7 protein-coding genes are annotated in these 19,741 nt (G+C 74.1%); 6 read left to right on the forward strand and 1 reads right to left on the reverse strand.

Going from position 1 to position 19,741, the window contains the following annotated elements:
* The 5 genes from FKN01_RS30615 to FKN01_RS30640 all read left to right on the forward strand — a co-directional run.
* The coding region (locus FKN01_RS30615) for a non-ribosomal peptide synthetase (protein ID WP_143625916.1) at window positions 1-14,996 on the forward strand (14,996 nt) is incomplete at its 5' end.
* 3 nt (window positions 14,997-14,999) lie between these two features.
* Window positions 15,000-15,215 (forward strand): MbtH family protein, encoded by a 216-nt coding sequence (locus FKN01_RS30620; RefSeq protein ID WP_143625917.1) that lies wholly within the window; start codon window positions 15,000-15,002, stop codon window positions 15,213-15,215.
* A 304-nt stretch (window positions 15,216-15,519) separates the two neighbouring features.
* Complete coding sequence (locus tag FKN01_RS30630) at window positions 15,520-16,644, forward strand: cytochrome P450 (RefSeq protein ID WP_260697084.1); 1,125 nt, start codon at window positions 15,520-15,522, stop codon at window positions 16,642-16,644.
* Between the two features lie 32 nt (window positions 16,645-16,676).
* Window positions 16,677-17,420 (forward strand): SRPBCC domain-containing protein, encoded by a 744-nt coding sequence (locus tag FKN01_RS30635; RefSeq protein WP_143625918.1) that lies wholly within the window; start codon window positions 16,677-16,679, stop codon window positions 17,418-17,420.
* Window positions 17,420-17,620, forward strand: coding sequence for a hypothetical protein (locus FKN01_RS30640; protein WP_143625919.1), 201 nt, complete (start codon window positions 17,420-17,422; stop codon window positions 17,618-17,620). Before FKN01_RS30635 ends, FKN01_RS30640 begins: the two co-directional genes overlap by 1 nt.
* Here the strand turns inward: FKN01_RS30640 and FKN01_RS30645 are convergent.
* The gene (locus FKN01_RS30645) at window positions 17,577-18,524 is read right to left on the reverse strand and encodes a polysaccharide pyruvyl transferase family protein (protein ID WP_143625920.1); all 948 of its coding nucleotides are present in this window, start codon (window positions 18,522-18,524) and stop codon (window positions 17,577-17,579) included. The two genes, FKN01_RS30640 and FKN01_RS30645, sit on opposite strands and share 44 nt — an antisense overlap.
* Window positions 18,525-18,716: 192 nt before the next feature.
* Here FKN01_RS30645 and FKN01_RS30650 point away from each other — a divergent pair, with 192 nt between their 5' ends.
* Entirely contained in the window at window positions 18,717-19,733 is a 1,017-nt protein-coding gene (locus tag FKN01_RS30650) for an NAD-dependent epimerase/dehydratase family protein (protein ID WP_143625921.1), read from the forward strand.
* The last annotated feature ends 8 nt before the right edge of the window (window positions 19,734-19,741 follow it).

Raw genomic sequence — 19,741 nt, forward strand, 5'->3', positions numbered from 1 at the left:
CGGACGACCAGGTGAAGGTGCGCGGCTTCCGCGTCGAGCTCGGCGAGATCGAGGCCGTCCTCGCCGAGCACCCCGGCGTCGCCCGTGCCGCCGTGCTCGTCCGGCACAACGGCGCCCGGGGGGCCGCGCTCGTCGCCTACGTGCAGCCCGCCGCCGGTGCCGCGCCGCGGACCGAGGAGCTGCGGGCGCACCTGCGTGAGCGGCTGCCGGAGTACATGGTGCCGGCCGCCTTCGTCCCGCTCGACGCGCTGCCACTGACCCCGAACGGCAAGCTGGACCGGCACGCCCTGCCCGAGCCCGACGCGGCCGTGACGGCCGGCCGGGCGCCGCGTACGCCCGAGGAACACGTGCTGGCCGGGCTTTTCGCCGAGGTGCTGGGCGTGCCACGGGTCGGGGCCGACGACGACTTCTTCGACCTCGGCGGACACTCCCTGCTCGCCACCCGGCTCGTCGCCCGCGTCCGTAAGACGCTGGGCGTGGAGCTGGCCCTGCCCGCCCTCTTCCGTACGCCGACCGTGGCCGGGCTGGCCGCCGGTCTGGGCACCGCCGGCCGGGCCAGGCCCGCGCTGGAACGGGCGGAGCGCCCCGAGCGGGTGCCGCTGTCCTCCGCGCAGCGCCGCCTCTGGTTCCTGCGCCAGCTGGAGGGCGCCGAATCCGTCTACAACATGCCCCTCGCCTGGCGGCTCACCGGTCCGCTGGACCTCGCCGCCCTCGAAGCGGCGCTGGGCGACCTCGCGGACCGGCACGAGACCCTGCGTACGGTCTTCCCGGCCCAGGACGGGGTGCCCTACCAGCAGGTGCTGTCCGCCGGCGCGACGCCCCCGGCCCTCGCGGTGACCCCGGCCGACGCGCGGAACCTCACGGCGCTGCTGACGGCCGCCGCCGCGCGGGGCTTCGACCTCGCCGCCGAACCGCCCCTGCGCGCGGAGGTGTTCGCGGTCGCGCCCGACGAGCACGTGCTGCTGCTGGTGATGCACCACATCGCCGGCGACGGCTGGTCGCTCGGCCCGCTGGCCGCGGACCTGGGCACCGCCTACGCGGCACGTGTCCGTGGCGAGGCCCCGCAGTGGGCACCGCTTCCCGTGCAGTACGCCGACTACACCCTCTGGCAGCACGAACTGCTCGGCGACGCCTCCGACGAGGACAGCCTGCTCGCCCGGCAGACCGACTACTGGACCCGGACGCTCGCGGGCCTGCCGGAGCATATCCGGCTCCCCGCCGACCGCCCCCACCCCGCCGCCCCCACCAGCTCCGGCGGCCGGCTCGCGATCGAACTGGACGCGGAACTCCACGCCGGACTGGTCCGGCTCGGCCGCGAACACGGCGCCAGCGTGTACATGGTGCTCCAGGCCGCCCTCGCCTCCCTGCTGGACAAGCTGGGCGCGGGCAAGGACATCCCGGTCGGCAGCCTGATCGCCGGCCGCACCGACCAGGCCCTCGACGACCTCATCGGCTTCTTCGTCAACACGCTGGTCCTGCGCACCGACACCTCCGGCGACCCCACGTTCGCCGAACTGCTGGGCCGGGTCCGGGAGAGCGCGCTCGGCGCGTACGCCCACCAGGACCTGCCGTTCGAGCAGGTCGTGGAGGCCCTCAACCCGTCCCGGTCGCTCACGCGTCAGCCCCTGTTCCAGGTGCTGCTCGCCCTCCAGAACGTGCCCCGCACCGACTTCGCGCTGAGCGGTCTGGCCACCGAACCCGTCCTGGTGGGGACACCGACGACGATGTTCGACCTCGGCTTCCACCTGCTGGAGCGCGGCGGCCCCGGCGCCGCCGAGGGCATCGTCGGGCGCGTCGAGTACAGCACCGACCTGTTCGACCCCGCCACCGTGGAGGCACTGGTCGCCCGCTGGCTGCGGCTGCTCGCGGCGGTCGTCGCCGAGCCGGGGCTCCCGCTCAGCCGCATCGACGTCCTCACCACCGACGAACGCCACGAACTGCTGGTCGCCCGCAACGACACCGCCCGCCCCGCCGCCGGCACCACCCTGCCCGCGCTCTTCGAGGAGCGGGTCCGGGCCACCCCAAACGCCCCGGCCGTGGTCTTCGAGGACACCGTGCTGTCGTACGGCGAACTGAACCGCCGGGCCAACCGCCTCGCCCACGCGCTGATCGCGCGCGGAGTGGGCCCCGAGCAGGTCGTCGCCCTCCGGCTGCCGCGCTCCGCCGAGCTGGTGGTGGCGGTCCTCGCGGTGCTCAAGACGGGCGCGGCCTACGTGCCGGTGGACCCGGACTACCCGGCCGCCCGCATCGCGTACATGCTGCGGGACGCGCGCCCGGCCGTGGTCCTCGACGACCTCGCCGCCGTCACACCGGCCGGCACGCTGCCGGAGCACGATCCCGGCGTCCGCGCGGACACGCGCCACCCGGCCTACGTCATCTACACCTCGGGCTCCACCGGACGGCCCAAGGCCGTCGTCATGCCCGCCGCCGCCCTGCTCAACCTGCTGGCCTGGCACCACCGGGCCGTCGGCGGCGAACCCGGCACGCGCACCGCGCAGTTCACCGCGATCAGCTTCGACGTCTCCGTGCAGGAGATGCTGTCCGCGCTGCTGTACGGCAAGACCCTCGTGGTGCCCACCGACGAGCAGCGCCGCAGCGCGGAGCTGTTCGCCCACTGGCTGGACCGCCACCGCGTCCAGGAGCTGTTCGCGCCGAACCTGGTGGTCGAGGCGCTGGCCGAGGCCGCCGAAGAGGCCGGTCTCGACCTGCCGCACCTGAGGCTCGTCGCCCAGGCCGGGGAGGCGATGCGCCTCGGCGGTGCCGTACGCCGCTTCGCCGCCCGGCCCGGCCGGGTCCTGCACAACCACTACGGCCCCGCCGAGACCCACGTCATCACCGCCTACGCCCTCCCGGCCGACCCCGCCGACTGCCCGCGGCCCGTGCCGATCGGCCGCCCGGTCGACAACTGCCGGGTCTACGTGCTGGACGAGGCCCTGCGCCCGGTCGCCCCCGGCGTCCTGGGCGAGCTGTACCTCGCCGGAGCCGGGCTCGCCCGCGGCTACCTCGACCGGCCCGGGCTGAGCGCCGGACGTTTCGTCGCCGACCCGTACGGGCCGGCCGGCACGCGCATGTACCGCACCGGCGACCTGGTGCGCTGGGGAGCCCACGGCGAGCTGGAGTTCGCCGGCCGCGTCGACCACCAGGTCAAGGTGCGCGGCTTCCGCATCGAGCCCGGCGAGATCGAGGCCGAGCTCACCGCGCACCCGGGCGTCTCGCAGGTCGCGGTCCTCGCCCGGGAGGAGCGGATCGTCGCCTATGTCGTCCCGGCGGACCCGGCCGCGACGACCCCGGCCGCACTGGCCGCGTACCTCGGTGAGCGGGTGCCGGACTACCTGGTGCCGTCCGCGTTCGTGCTGCTGGACGCGTTGCCGCTGACGCCGAACGGGAAGCTGGACCGGGCGGCGCTGCCCGCGCCCGACGCCGTGTCCACGGGGGGCGGCCGGGCGCCGCGCACCCCGCAGGAGCAGATCCTGTGCGAGCTCTTCGCCGACGTCCTGGGCCTCGCCCGGGTCGGGGCGGACGACGACTTCTTCGCCCTCGGCGGGCACTCCCTGCTCGCCACCCGGCTCGTCTCGCGGGTCCGGGCGACCCTCGGGATCGAACTGGAGCTGCGCGCACTGTTCCGGACCCCGACCCCGGCCGGGCTGGCGGCCGGGCTGCACGGCGCCGGCACCGCGCGCCGCGCTCTCGTGCCCCGCCCCCGCCGCGAGATGCTGCCGCTGTCCTTCGCCCAGCGCCGTCTCTGGTTCCTCCAGCAGTTCGGCGCGCCGAGCGCCACCTACCACATGCCGCTGGCCCTGCGGCTCTCCGGCGACCTCGACCGGGACGCGCTCGGCGCCGCCCTGGTCGACGTGATGACCCGGCACGAAACCCTGCGCACGGTGTTCCCGCACACCGGGGGCATCCCGCACCAGCGCGTGCTGGACACCGCCGAGGCCGGCGTCCCGCTGACCGTCCGGCCGGCCGGCGAGTCCGAGGTGCCCGGGCTGCTCCGGGACGCCGCCGTGCGCGGCTTCGACCTCACCACCGAGATCCCGCTGCGCGCCGAGCTGTTCGCCGTCGCGCCCGACGAGCACGTGCTGCTCCTGGTCATGCACCACATCGTCGGGGACGGCTGGTCCATGGGCCCGCTCGCCCGCGACCTGGCCGCCGCCTACACCACCCGGCGCAGTGGCGGGGTCCCCGAGTGGCCGCCGCTGCCGGTGACCTACGCCGACTACACCCTGTGGCAGCACGAGATCCTCGGCGACGAGAACGACCCCGACAGCCTCTTCTCCCGCCAGGTCGCCTACTGGCAGCGGACGCTGGCGGGCATGCCCGAACAGCTGCTCCTCCCCGCCGACCGGCCGCGCCCGGCCGTCATGTCGTACGGCGGTGCCGTGCTGGAACTCCGCATCGACGCGGAACTGCACGCCCGTCTCGCGGAGTTGGCGCGACGGTCCGGGGCAACCCTCTTCATGGTGCTGCAGGCGGGTCTGGCCGCGCTGTACACGCGGTTGGGTGCGGGGACGGACATCGCGATCGGGAGTCCGATCGCGGGGCGTACGGATGAGGCGCTGGACGATCTGGTCGGGTTCTTCGTGAACACGCTGGTGCTGCGGACGGACACGAGTGGTGATCCCGGTTTCGGTGAGCTGCTGGGGCGGGTGCGGGAGACGGCTCTGTCGGCTTACGCGCATCAGGACGTGCCGTTCGAGCATCTGGTGGAGGCGCTGAACCCCTCCCGGTCGCTGTCCCACCACCCCCTCTTCCAGACCGGTCTCGTCGTGCAGAACGCGCCGGGCGGCGCCTTCGACCTGCCCGGCGTCCAGGTCTCCGCGATGCCCGTGCTCACCGGGACCGCACGGCTCGACCTGACCTTCGGCTTCGCGGAGGAGTACGGCCCGGACGGCGAGCCGGCCGGCCTCAGCGGCGCCGTGGAGTACAGCACCGACCTGTTCGACCGGGCGACGGTCGAGGCACTGGCCGCCAGGTGGACCAGGCTGCTGGCCGAGGCGGTCGCCGCGCCGGAACGCCCGATCGGCGAGCTCGGCCTGCTGTCCGACGAGGAGCGCGCCGAGCTGCTGCCCGCAGTGGCGGCCGAGGACGCCGGAACGAGCCTGCCGGAGCTGTTCGCGGCCCAGGTGGCGGCGGCGCCGGACGCGGTCGCGCTCGTCTGCGGCGACGATCAGCTGACGTACGGTCAACTCGACGCCCGTGCGAACCGGTTCGCTCATGCGCTGATCGGGCGTGGGGTGGGTCCGGAGCAGGTGGTGGCGGTGGCTCTGCCGAGGTCGGTGGAGTCGGTCGTCGCGGTGCTGGGTGTGCTGAAGGCCGGTGCCGCGTATCTTCCGGTTGATCCGGCGTATCCGCGCGCTCGGATCGCGTACATGCTGGACGACGCGCGTCCGGTGCTCGTGGTGGACGATCCGGCGATGGTGTCGGAGGGGGAGTGGCCGGAGAGCGATCCGCAGGTCGCGGTGGATGTGCGGAACCCGGCCTACGTCATCTACACCTCCGGCTCGACCGGCCGCCCCAAGGGCGTCGTCGTGAGCCACGCGGGCGTGTCGCGCCTGGCGGCGGTGCAGGCCGACCGGCTCGGCGTGGCGGCGGGGAGCCGGGTGCTCCAGTTCGCCTCGCCCAGCTTCGACGCGTCCTTCTGGGACCTGTCCAGTGCGCTGCTGACCGGCGCCGCGCTCGTCCTCGCCCCCGCCGACGCCCCGCTGGACGCCCTGGCGGACCCGGGGCCGGCCGTCACCCACGTCACACTGCCGCCCTCGGCCCTCGCCGCCCTGGGCGACGCCGGACTCACGGCCTCCACCCTGGTGGTGGCGGGCGAGGCGTGCCCGCCCGAGCTGGTGGCGCGGTGGGCGCCCGGACGCCGGATGATCAACGCGTACGGCCCGACCGAGACCACGGTCTGCGCGACCATGAGCGACCCGCTCGACCCAGGCACCGGCGTGCCGCCCATCGGCCGCCCGGTCGCGGACTTCCGGGCCTACGTGCTGGATGAACGGCTGCGTCCGGTGCCGCCGGGCGTGACCGGCGAGCTGTACGTCGCGGGCCCCGGCCTGGCACGCGGCTACCTGGGCCGCCCGGCCCTGACGGCGGGACGGTTCACGGCCTGCCCGTTCGGTCCGGCCGGCGCGCGGATGTACCGCACCGGCGACCTGGTCCGGCGCCGGGGCGACGGCGAGCTGGAGTACGCCGGCCGCGCCGACCAGCAGGTGAAGGTGCGCGGCTTCCGGATCGAGCCGGGGGAGGTCGAGGCCGCGCTGGCCGCGCACCCCGGCGTCGCCCAGGCCGCCGTCGTGGCCCGGGACGACCGGCTCGTCGGCTACGTGGTGCCGGTCACCGCTGCCACCGTACGCCCCGCCGAGCTGGCTGCCCATCTGCGCGAGCGGCTGCCGGACTACCTGGTGCCGTCCGCGTTCGTGCTGCTGGACGCGTTGCCGCTGACGCCGAACGGGAAGCTGGACCGGGCGGCGCTGCCCGCGCCCGACGCCGTGTCCACGGGGGGCGGCCGGGCGCCGCGCACCCCGCAGGAGCAGATCCTGGCCGAGCTGTTCGCCGAGGTCCTCGACGTGCCACGGGTCTCGGTCGACGACGACTTCTTCGACCTGGGCGGGCACTCCCTGCTCGCCACCAGGCTGGTCGCCCGGGTGCGCTCGGTGCTCGGGGCGGAGCTCGGACTGCGCGCCCTCTTCCAGACGCCCACGGTGGCCGGACTGGCCGGGATGCTGGCGGCGGAGGAGGGGGTGCGCCCGGCGCTCACCGCGTACGAGCGGCCCGACCTGGTGCCGCTGTCCTTCGCCCAGCGCCGCCTGTGGTTCCTGCACCGCATGGACGCCACCGCCGCCACGTACCACATCCCGCTGGCGCTCCAGCTGACCGGAACGCTCGACCGGGGCGCGCTCGACCGGGCGCTGGCCGATGTGGTGGCCCGGCACGAGAGCCTGCGGACGGTCTTCCAGGAGGTCGACGGCGTACCCTGCCAGCGCCTGCTGGAACCGGCCGCCGTCCGGCTCCGGGCCCGCCCGGCCGAGGTGCCGGCGGACGAACTGCCCCACCTGCTCGCCGAGTCCGCCCGCCAGCCCTTCGACCTGGCGGCCGAACCGCCGCTGCGGGCCGAGCTGTTCACGGTCGCCCCCGACGAACACGTGCTGCTGCTGGTCATGCACCACATCGCCGCCGACGGCTGGTCCACCGGGCCGCTGGCCCGCGACCTCGCCGAGGCGTACGCGGCACGCTGCGAGGGCCGGACGGCGGACAGGCCGGCGCTGCCCGTCCAGTACGCCGACTACACGCTCTGGCAGCGAGACCTGCTGGGTGACGCGGCCGACCCGGAGAGCCGGTTCGCCGAACAACTCGGCTACTGGAAGCGCCAGCTGGCCGGCCTGCCGGAACTGCTCCCCCTGCCCACCGACCGCCCCCGCCCGGCCGTCGCCGGTCAGCAGGGCGACCACATCGGCCTGGAACTCGACGCCGAACTGCATCGCGCCCTGAAGGAGTTGGCCAGGCAGTCCGGGACCAGTCTGTTCATGGTGCTGCAGGCCGCTCTCGCCGCGCTGTACACGCGGCTGGGTGCGGGAACGGACATCGCGATCGGGAGTCCGATCGCGGGGCGTACGGATGAGGCGCTGGACGATCTGGTCGGGTTCTTCGTGAACACGCTGGTGCTGCGGACGGACACGAGCGGCGATCCTGGTTTCGGTGAGCTGCTGGGGCGGGTGCGGGAGACGGCTCTGTCGGCTTACGCGCATCAGGACGTGCCGTTCGAGCATCTGGTGGAGGCGCTGAACCCCTCCCGGTCGCTGTCCCACCACCCCCTCTTCCAGACCATCCTGGCCGTGCAGAACGCCCCGGCCGGCCGGTTCTCGCTGCCCGGCCTGGACGTCACGACCTACGCGGTCGCGACCGGCACCGCGAAGTTCGACCTCGGCGTGAGCATGGTCGAGCGGTTCGGCCCGGACGGCACCCCGGCCGGCATCGTCGGCGCCGTCGAATACGCCACCGCCCTCTTCGACCGCACGACGGTCGAGGCGCTGGTCAGGCGCTGGACGCTGCTGCTGAAGGCCGTCACCGCCGACCCGGAACAGCCGATCGGCGGGATCGACCTCCTCGACGCCGAGGAGCGGCACCGGCTGCTGGAGCGGGACAACGCGACCGCCCGTGACGTCGGCGCGGTCCCCCTGCCCCGGGCCTTCGCGGCCCAGGTGGCGGCGACGCCGGACGCGGTCGCGCTCGTCTGCGGCGACGAGCGGCTGACGTACGGTCAGCTCGATGCTCGTGCGAACCGGTTCGCTCATGCGTTGATCGGGCGTGGGGTGGGTCCGGAGCAGGTGGTGGCGGTGGCTCTGCCGAGGTCGGTGGAGTCGGTCGTCGCGGTGCTGGGTGTACTGAAGGCCGGTGCCGCGTATCTTCCGGTTGATCCGGCGTATCCGCGGGCTCGGATCGCGTACATGCTGGACGACGCGCGTCCGGTGCTCGTGGTGGACGATCCCGCGATGGTGTCGGAGGGGGAGTGGCCCGAGACCGATCCGCAGGTCGCGGTGGATGTGCGGAACCCGGCCTACGTCATCTACACCTCCGGCTCGACCGGCCGCCCCAAGGGCGTCGTCGTCGCACACGGTGGTGTGGCGAGCCTGGTCGCCGGGCAGATCGAGCGGTTCGCGGTCGCCCCCGACAGCCGTGTCCTCCAGTTCGCCTCGCCCAGCTTCGACGCCTCGGTGTCGGAGATCTGCACCGCCCTGCTCAGCGGCGCCGCGCTCGTGCTGCCCCCGGCGGCCGGGCCCCTCGCCGCACTCACCGACCCGGACCTCGGCATCACCCATGCCACGGTCCCGCCGTCCGTCCTCGCCGCCGTGCCCGACGGGGCCGTGACCGCGTCCACCCTGGTGGTGGCGGGCGAGGCGTGCCCGCCCGAGCTGGTGGCGCGGTGGGCGCCCGGGCGCCGGATGATCAACGCGTACGGCCCGACCGAGACCACGGTCTGCGCGACCATGAGCGACCCGCTCGACCCCGGCACCGGCGTGCCGCCCATCGGCCGGCCCATCGCCAACGCCCGGGTGTACGTGCTGGACGACCGGCTGCGGCCGGTGCCGCCGGGCGTGACCGGGGAGCTGTACGTGGCGGGCGCCGGTCTCGCCCGCGGATACCTGAACCGGCCCGGACTGACGGCGGGCAGGTTCGTCGCCTGCCCGTTCGCCCCCGGTGAGCGCATGTACCGCACCGGCGACCTGGTCCGCCGCCTGGGCGACGGACAGCTGGACTACGCGGGACGCGCCGACGACCAGGTGAAGGTGCGCGGCTTCCGCGTCGAGCCCGGCGAGATCGAGGCCGCGCTCGCCGCACACCCCGCCGTCGCGCAGTCCGCCGTCGTGGCCCAGGACGACCGGCTCGTCGGCTACGTCGTGCCGCACCAGGACACGGCCCGGGACAGCGGTCTCGAAGCGGACCAGGTGGGGGAGTGGCAGGACATCTACGACGCCCTGCCCATCGCCCCCGACACAGCGCCCTTCGGCGACAACTTCGTCGGATGGAACAGCAGTTACGACGCACAGCCCATCCCCGAGGAGCAGATGCGGGAATGGCGCGACGCCACCGTGTCCCGCATCCTCGGCCTCCGCCCCCGGCGGGTGCTCGAAATCGGCGTCGGTACCGGCCTGCTGCTCTCCCGGATCGCTCCCCACTGCGAGAGCTACTGGGCGACCGACTTCTCCGCCACCGCCATCGACGCGCTGACCGCCCAGGTGGCCCGGGAGGAACGGCTCGCGGGGCGCGTGGTGCTCCAGACCCGTCCGGCACACGACACGGACGGGCTGCCGGCCGGTGCGTTCGACACCATCGTCATCAACTCGGTGGTGCAGTACTTCCCCTCCGCCGACTACCTCGCCGACGTCATCCGCAAGCTGATGGGGCTGCTCGCCCCCGGCGGCGCCCTGTTCGTCGGAGACGTACGCAACCTCCGGCTGCTGCGCCCCTTCGCCACCGCCGTCCAATTGCACCGGACGGGCGACGACGCCGACCCCGCCGCCGTACGCCGCGCGGTGGAGCAGGCGGTCAGGGTGGAGAAGGAACTCCTCGTCGACCCGGACTTCTTCACCGTCCTGAGGGCGCACGGCACGGACATCGGCGCGGTGGCCGTGGAGGTCAAGCGCGGCCGCCACCACAACGAACTGAGCCGCTACCGCTACGACGTCACGCTGCACAAGGCCCCGGCCGCCCCGGAGCCCGCGCCCCGGACCGTCGAGCTGGCCTGGGGCCGGGACATCGCGGGCCCGGACGGGCTGCGCGACCTGCTCGCCGAACCGCCCGCCGGCGTCCTGCGGATCACCGGAGTCCCGAACCGCCGTGTCGTGCGGGAAGCCGCCCTCGCCCGAGCGCTGCACGAGGAGGACGGCGCCCTCGCGGAGCTGCTGGAACGGCTGCACGCCCCGGACGAGGAGACCGGCCTCCCCGACCCCGAGGACTTCCACGCCCTCGGCCGGGCCGCCGGCCGCGTGGTCTCCGTCACCTGGTCGGCCACCTCCAGCGACGCCCTGGACGTGGTGTTCGCCGACCCGGAGGCGCTCCACGGCTCCCCGGTCGAGTACCGCCCGGCCGCAAGCGCCGACCGGGCGCCGTCCTCGCTGACCAACCGCCCGACCGGTAGCCGGAGCACCGGCGCCCTCCTCGGTGAACTCCGCGACTGGCTGCGCGAACGGCTCCCCGACTACCTGGTCCCGTCGGTGTTCATGGCGCTGGACGCCCTGCCGCTGACGGCCAGCGGGAAGCTGGACCGGCGCGCACTGCCCGCGCCCGACCTCGGCCCGGCCGCCGGCGGACGGGCGCCCCGCACCCCGCAGGAGCAGCTGCTCGCGGAGCTGTACGCCGAAGTACTCGGACTCGCCCAGGTCGGAGTGGACGACAGCTTCTTCGACCTCGGCGGGCACTCGCTGCTCGCGACCCGCCTGGCCTCCCGGGTCCGGGCGACCCTCGGCGCGGAGCTGGAGGTCCGCACCCTCTTCGAGACCCCGACCGTGGCCGGTCTCGCCGCCCGCCTCGACGGCGCCGGAGCGGCGCGCCCCGCGCTGACCGCGCTGCCGCGCCCGGAGCGGGTGGAGCTGTCCTTCGCCCAGCGCCGGCTGTGGTTCCTGCACCGGATGGACGGGCCGGGCGCCACGTACAACATGCCGCTCGCGCTGAGTCTGACCGGCAGCCTGGACCGGGCCGCCCTGCACGCCGCGCTCGCGGACGTCGTCGCGCGGCACGAGAGCCTGCGCACGGTGTTCCGCGAGACCGACGGGACCCCGCACCAGGTCGTGCTGGACCCGGCGCAGGCGCACCCCGCGCTGCCCGTTACGGAGCTCGACGAGAGCGCGCTGCCCGGGCGCCTGGCCGAGGCGGCGCGGCGCGGCTTCGACCTGGCGGCCGAGCCCCCGGTCCGGGCCGAGCTGTTCGCGCTCGCCCCCGACCGGCACGTGCTGCTCGTCGTCGTGCACCACATCGCCGCCGACGGCTGGTCCATGGGCCCGCTCTCCGCCGACCTCGCGACCGCGTACGCCGCTCGCTGCCGCGACGAGGAACCGGCCTGGTCCCCGCTGCCCGTGCAGTACGCCGACTACACCCGCTGGCAGCGCGACCTGCTCGGCGACGCCGGCGACCCGGACAGCCTGTTCGCCCGGCAGCTCGCCTACTGGCGCGACGAGCTCGACGGCATCCCGCAGCAGCTCCAGCTCCCCGCCGACCGGCCCCGGCCGCCCGTCGCCTCCCAGCGCGGCGATCGGGTCGTCGTCCGGCTCGACCCCGAGCTGCACCAGGCCCTGCGCGACCTGGCCGCCGAACGCGGCGCCAGCATGTTCATGGTGCTCCAGGCCGGACTCGCCGCGCTGCTCACCCGGCTCGGCGCCGGCCCGGACATCCCCATCGGCAGCCCGATCGCCGGCCGCACCGACCAGGCGCTGGACGAGCTCGTCGGCTTCTTCGTCAACACCCTCGTCCTGCGCACCGACACCGGCGGCGACCCCGGCTTCGCCGAACTCCTCGGCCGGGTCCGGCAGAAGGCGCTCACCGCGTACGACCACCAGGACGTGCCGTTCGAATACCTGGTGGAGGTGGCCAACCCGGTGCGGTCCCTGGCCCACCACCCGCTGTTCCAGGTCATGCTGGCCCTGCAGAACGCGCCGCTCGGCGACTTCGCGCTGCCCGGCCTGGAAACGGGCCACCTGGAGGCACCGACCGGGACGTCCCGGGTCGACCTGACCTTCAGCCTGGCCGAGCAGTTCCGTCCGGACGGCGGCGCCGACGGGCTGGTCGGTGCGGTGGAGTACGCCACCGACCTGTTCGACGCCGCCACCGTGGAGCTGCTGTTCGAGCGCTGGGCCCGGCTGCTGCGGGCGGCCGTCGCCGAACCGGACCGGCCGATCAGCGGGATCGACCTCATGTCCGCCGCCGAACGCCACCGGCTGCTCCACGAGTTCAACGACACCGCCGCGGAACTGCCCGCGGACGCGGTGCCGGCGCTGTTCGCCCGGCAGGTGCGGGCCACCCCCGACGCCGTCGCCGTCGTGGCGGACGGCACCGAGCTGACCTACGCGGAGCTCGACCGGCGGGCCGGCACGCTGGCCCGGGCCCTGATCCGCCAGGGCGTACGGCCCGAGACCCCGGTCGCCGTCATGCTCGACCGCTCGGCCGAGCTGGTCGTGGCGATCCTGGCCGTCATCAAGGCGGGCGGCGCCTACGTCCCGCTCGACCCGCGCTTCCCGGCCTCCCGGATCGACCTGATCCTCCGGGAGAGCGGTGCCGCCCTGGTCCTCACCCAGGAGGTCCTGGCCGCCCTGGAGGGGTCCGGGAGCCATGAGCCGGACGCCGGGAACGTGCCGTGCGAACCAGGACAGCTGGCGTACATCATGTACACCTCCGGCTCGACCGGGCGGCCGAAGGGCGTGGCCGTCACCCACCGGGACGTGGTGGGCCTCGCCCTGACCCCCGAGTGGCGGGGCGGCGGCCACGAGCGCGTGCTGATGCACTCCCCGACCGCCTTCGACCTCTCCACGTACGAACTGTGGGTGCCGCTGCTCAACGGCGGCCGGATCGTCGTCGCACCGCCCGGACAGCTCGACCTCGACCTGCTCCAGCACACCGTCGCCGCGCACGGGGTGACCGGACTCTGGCTGACCGCCGGGCTGTTCCGGCTCGTCGCCGAGGAGCGCCCCGGGCTGCTCGCCGGAGTGCGCGAGGTGTGGACCGGCGGTGACGTGGTCTCCCCGGCCGCCGTCGCCCGGGTCCTCGCCGCCTGCCCCGGCACCGAGGTCGTCAACGGCTACGGACCCACCGAGGCCACCACCCTGGCCACCCGCCACCCGGTGCGCGGCCTCCCCGAGAACGCCGCGACCGTGCCGATCGGCGGCCCCATGGCGAACATGCGCGCCTATGTGCTGGACGACCGGCTGCGCCCGCTGCCGGCCGGCCTGGTCGGCGAGCTGTACCTCGCGGGCACGGGGGTGGCGCGCGGCTACCTCGGCCGGCCCGGCCTGACCGCGGAGCGCTTCACCGCCGACCCGTACGGGCCCGCCGGGAGCCGGATGTACCGCACCGGCGACCTCGCCCGGTGGCGTGCTGACGGCACGCTGGACTTCGCCGGGCGCGTCGACCACCAGGTCAAGCTGCGCGGCCAGCGCATCGAGCCCGGCGAGATCGAAGCCGTCCTGGCGGGCTGCCCCGAAGTCGCCCAGGCGGCCGTCGTCGCCCGTGAGGACCGGCCCGGGGACAAGCGCCTCGTCGCCTACCTGGTGCCCGCCCCCGGCACCGTGCCGGAGGCCGCCGAGCTGTCCGGCCGGCTGCGCCGCGAACTGCCCGACTTCATGGTCCCGGCGGCCTTCGTCACGGTGGACGCGCTGCCGCTGACCGCCAACGGCAAGCTGGACCGGGCCGCCCTGCCCGCCCCGGACTACGGGGTGTCGGGCGTGGGACGCGGGCCCCGGACCCCGCAGGAGCAGCTGCTGTGCGGCCTGTTCGCCGAAGTACTCGGACGCGAACACGTGGGCATCGACGACGGCTTCTTCGACCTCGGCGGACACTCGCTGCTGGCCGCCCGGCTGGCCGCGCGCGTCCGCGAGACCCTGGGCCTGGAACTGGGGCTGCGGATGCTGTTCGAGGCGCCGACCGTCGCCGGACTCACCGAACGCCTCGCCATGGACAACCCCGACGACGCGCTCGACGTGCTGCTCCCGCTGCGTTCGACCGGCACGGAGACACCGCTGTTCTGCGTCCACCCCGGCGGCGGCATCAGCTGGTCGTACAGCGGGCTGCTCAACCACGTCGGCCCGCAGCACCCGGTCTACGCCATCCAGGCGCGCGGCCTCGGACGCCCCGAACCGCTGCCCAAGTCGTACGAGGAGATGGCGGCCGACTACGCCGACCACGTCCAGAAGATCCAGCCGCAGGGGCCGTACCTGCTGCTCGGCTGGTCCGCGGGCGGACTGATCGCCCACGCACTCGCCTGCGAACTCCGGGCGCGCGGCGAACGGACCGCGCTCCTGGCCGTCCTCGACGCCTACCCGGTGAAGGACGTCCGGTTCGAGGACGAGCCCGTGCCCACCGTGCGGGACGTGCTCGTCGGCGTGCTCGACGTCGACCCGGCCGAGCTGGGCGACCGCGACATCACCTACGCGGAGGTCGCCGAGGTGCTGAACCGGCGCGGCAGCGCCCTCGCCGGGCTCGACGAACGGCAGGTCGAGGTCATCGTCGACATCATGATCAACAACGCGAAGCTGGCGGTCGACTTCGTACCCGGCCGTCACGACGGCGACCTGCTGCTGTTCAACTCCACGATCGACCGGGGCCAGGACGACGCCGGACCGGACGTCTGGCGCCCGTACGTCACCGGCCGGATCGAATCCCACGAGATCACCACCCGGCACGACCAGATGACCCGGGCCGGCTCGCTGGCCCAGATCGGACCGGTCCTGGCCGCCAGGATCGCCGAGGCCACCGGAGAGACCGGTGACATCACCCTTTCCCCTCAGGAGGACTGACCCATGACCAACCCCTTCGACGACCAGGACGGCACCTTCCTCGTCCTCGTCAACGACGAGAACCAGCACTCGCTCTGGCCCGAGTTCGCCGACGTCCCGGCCGGCTGGACCGTCGTCCACGGCCCCGGCACCCACGCCGCCTGCCTGGAGCACATCGAGCGGAACTGGACCGACATGCGGCCCAAGAGCCTCGCCGACGCGATGGACGCCCAGCGGTAACGCGGCCGACATGACCACCACCGAAACCCCGGCCGGGGGGCGCGCCCCCCCCCGCCCCCCCCCCCGCCCCCCCCCCCCGCCCCCCCCGCGCCCCCCCCCCCCCCCCCCCCCCCCCCCCCCCCCCACCCCCCCCCCCCCCCCCCCCCCCCCCCCGGCCCCCCCCCCCGCCCCCGCCCCCCCCCCCCCCCCCCCCCCCCCCCGGCGGGGGCCCCCCCCCCCGGGGGCCCCCGCCCCGGTCCGAGACCTCGGCGCCGCCCTGCTCACCCCTCAGGCCCGGCGCGACCCCTACCCGCTCTACGCCCGCATGCGGCGTGAGGACCCGGTCCACCGCAGCCCCCAGGGCGTCTGGTACCTCACCCGGTACGCCGACGTGGAGGCGGCGCTGGGCGACCTGCGGCTGTCCAACGACCGGGACAGGATGACCCGGGCCTACAGCGCCCTCGGCGGCGACCTCAAGGAGTTCAGCCGGCTCACCGACCGGCTCGGCCGGGTGATGAGCAACACCGACCCGCCGGACCACGCCCGGCTGCGCAAGCTCGCCAACCGGGCGTTCACCGCCCGCCGGGTCGAGGCCCTGCGCGACCGCGTCCAGCACCTCGTGGACCGGCTCATCGACGCGGCGGTCGCCGCCGGCCCGGAGATGGAGCTGATCGAGGCGTTCGCCTCCCCGCTGCCCATGTCCGTCGTCTGCGAGCTCTTCGGCATCCCCGAGGAGGACCGGCCCCGGGTCAAGGACTGGTTCCGCCGCTTCGACCGGCTCAGCGAGGACATCGCCGAGTCCGAGAAGGCCATCGACCAGTACGAGGACTACCTGTCCGGGCTCATCCGGCAGCGCCGGCGCGCACCCGGAGACGACCTCATCAGCGCCCTGGTCGCCACCCAGACGCAGGACGACCGGCTCACCGACTCCGAACTGCTCTCCACCTGCTTCGTCCTCATCACCGCGGGCGACGAGACCACCACGCACCTCATCACCAACGGTGTGCTCGCCCTGCTGCGCCACCCGGACCAGCTGGCCCGGCTCCGCGAGGACCCCGGGCTCATGCGCGGCGCCGTCGAGGAGCTGGCCCGCTACGACACGGTGACCCAGGCCATCGTCCGGGTCGTCGCCGAGGACCTGGAGATCGGCGGACAAACCCTGCGCGAGGGCGAGTTGGTGTACCTCTTCCTCGGTGCGACCAACCGGGACCCCGAACGCTTCGACGACCCCGACCGGCTCGACCTGACCCGGACCGGGAACCGCCACCTCAGCTTCGGCCACGGCCCCCACTTCTGTCTCGGCGGCCCGCTCGCCCGGCTCCAGACGGAGGTGGCGATCGGCACGCTGGTACGCCGGCTGCCGGGCCTGCGGCCGGCCGGGGGAGCGGAGCTGGAGTGGCGGCCCAATCCGCTGCAACGAAGGCTGACCGCCCTCCCCCTCACCTACTGACCGTGCAAGACGACGAAGGAGCAGTACCGACCATGGCTAGAGAATTCCGGGTCCGCAGGCAGCAGGACCTGCCCGTCGCACCCGAGCAGGTGTGGAACGCGGTCGCCACCGCCGCCGGGAACCTCGGCTGGCTCTACCCGATGGAGATCGAACCGCGCGTCGGCGGAAAGGTCACCCGGGGCGACGCCACCGTCGTGGCCTGGGAGCCGCCGCACCACCTCGCGCTGCGGGCCACCCAGGACGGCGGGTTCTCCAACACGCTCAGCTACCGGGTGGAGCCGGCCGACGACGGCACGAGCCACCTGCGCATGGGCATCCACTGGGTGCACACGGGCGTCGTGGACGATGCCTGGAACTGGGACGCCAAGACGGACGTGGCGGAGAAGTACGTCGACTTCCACCAGCACGCGTTGACGGAGTACCTCCGCCACTTCGCCGGCCGCCCCGCCGTGTACGTACGGGCCCACCGCCCCGAACCGACCGCCGACCCGGCCGACTTCGCCGCCCTGCGCCGCCGACTCGGCCTCGCCGACGACGCGGCCGTCGGCGACCGGTTCACCCTCCTGGCCCCCGAGCCGGTGGAGGTGACCGTCGACTGGCTCAGCACCGACTTCGTCGGCCTGCGCGGCCCGGACGCGCTCTACCGGTTCTTCAACGGCAGCTCCTGGAACGTACCGATCTGGCTCGGCCACCACCTGTTCGCCGAGGACGCCGACGAGCGGCAGGCCACCGAGATGTGGTCGGCGTGGCTCAACGAGCCGTCGCGGGAGCACTGATGGAGACCTCCACGCAGACCCTGCTGTTCGCCGCCGAACTCATCGAGGAGAACGGCACCTACACCCTCGTCGTGGAGGACGTGGCCAAGGGCACCGTCCAGTCCACACCGGTCCCCAGGGCGATGGTCGACAAACTCCCGGTCTTCCTCGCGACGCTCACCGCGAAACTCGGCCCGGTACGGCAGCGCCGCGGCCGGTAGCCGGCCCTCGGCGCAGCAGCGAGCGCCGGCGCTCGGCGGCCGCCCTGCCGGCGGGGGACAGGCACCACGTCCACCACGAGTCGAGCGCCCGCGCGGACAGCGTTTCGGCCGGGATCACCGCGGGCCACCGCACCACCCTCGCCTGCGCGGACACCTTGGCCCCGCCGCGTACCGGGTCCACCACCAGGGCCGGTACGCCCATGCTCAGCGCCAGGACCATCCCGTGCAGGCGGTCCGTGACCACGAGGTCGAGACGGCCGAGCAGGGAGAGGAACTGGTCGCCGGTCCGGCACAGCCGCCAGTCGCCGCGGGCCAGCCGGGTCTCCGCCTCGACCGGCGCGCAGTCCTTGGTGGGCAGCCAGGCGTACAGCGCCTCGGCCACCCGGTCGTGCTCGCGCCGCCGCGCGTACTCGCCCTGGCCGTGCGTGAGGGCGACCCCCACCACGGGCGCGTCCGGCCGGGTGCGCGCGGAGAGCGCCAGGTCGGGCAGGAGGCCCTCCCCGTCGCGGTCGCGGGCCACGATCCGCTCGAACCCGCGCACCGCCGCGGATTCCTCGTCCACCACGCTCACCCCGACGGCGGTCCGCCGGCACGAGGCATAGCGCTCGTGCAGCCGGGTGAGCTGCTCCCCGTGCACCGGACCGCAGACGAAGAGCACCTGCTCGTACCGGCCGGGGTGCGCGGCCTCCAGGGTCAGGGCCCCGGGGGCGAAGTGCGGGCTCCAGGCGGAGTCGTGCGGGACACCCAAACGGCCCAGCGCCTCGCGGACCGCCCGCTCCGCGAGAAAGTCACCGGCGGTCACCTCGCCGTCCGGGAAGCTGAACCACCCGGTGACCAGCACACGCCCCGTCGCACTGCGCGGACGCAGGAGCCGATCGAGAACGCCGTCCAGGCTCTGCCCCATGATCTCCTCCTGTTCCCGGATTCATTCCAACGGTAGTCCCGAAGATGCGCGGACGGCTTACTCCGGCAGGATCCATGAGGGAGAAGCGAATGGCGGGAACGCGGCTCGGTGCCGCCGGGACGGACGACCGCGCACAGCGGTCGAAGCCCGTGCGTTCAGGAACTCCCGTATCTCTGAAAGGAGATGGGATACATGGTGTCCTTGGAATCCGATCGGTTTCCCTGGCGGAACGCCCTGGTGACAGGCGGTGCCGGTTTTCTCGGCTCGCATTTGTGCGACCGCCTGCTGGCCGGGGGAGTGACGGTCGACTGCGCCGACAACCTGGCCTCCGGATCACTGCGGAACATCGCGCACCTCGCCGGCGAGAAAGGTTTCCGGTTTCTCCGCCTCGACATCTCCGACCCGTCCTGCGTACGGGAATTGAGCGGGCCCTACGACCTCGTCCTGCATTTCGCCTGCCCCGCCTCGCCCGCCGACTACCTGCGCATGCCGCTGGAGACGCTGGACGTCGGCAGCCTCGGCACGCGCAACATGCTCGGCATCGCCGCCCGGGACGGGGCGCGCCTGCTGCTCGCCTCCACCTCCGAGGTCTACGGCGACCCGCTGGTGCACCCGCAGCGCGAGGACTACTGGGGCAACGTGAACCCCGTGGGACCGCGCAGCGTGTACGACGAGTCGAAGCGGTTCTCCGAGGCGCTGGTGACCGCGCACGCCGCCGCGAAGGGCACGAATGCGGGAATCGTGCGGCTCTTCAATACCTACGGCCCCCGCATGCGCGCCCACGACGGCCGGGCCGTGCCGACCTTCATCAGCCAGGCGCTCGCCGGAGAACCGCTCACCGTCGCCGGGGACGGAAGCCAGACCAGGTCCCTGTGCTATGTGGACGACACCATCGACGGGGTGCTGAGCGTCGCCGCGAGCAAATCCGTGCGGCCGGTGAACATCGGCGGCAGCGACGAGACGACCGTACGGGAGATCGCCCGCCGGATCGTCAAACTGACCAGCTCCGCCAGCCGGATCGACTACATCGACCGGCCCGTGGACGACCCCGAGCGGCGGCGTCCCGACACCACCCTGGTGCGGGAGATGTTCGGCTGGGAACCCCGCGTCTCCTGGGAGGAAGGACTGGAACGCACCATCGCGTTCTTCGCCTCGCTCTCCGGTGCGCCGGACGATTCCCCCGCCGCGTTCCCGGCCCGCGAACTCTGAAGGAGCCC

The organism is Streptomyces sp. 130 (assembly GCF_007096885.1).
GTDB lineage: Bacteria > Actinomycetota > Actinomycetes > Streptomycetales > Streptomycetaceae > Streptomyces.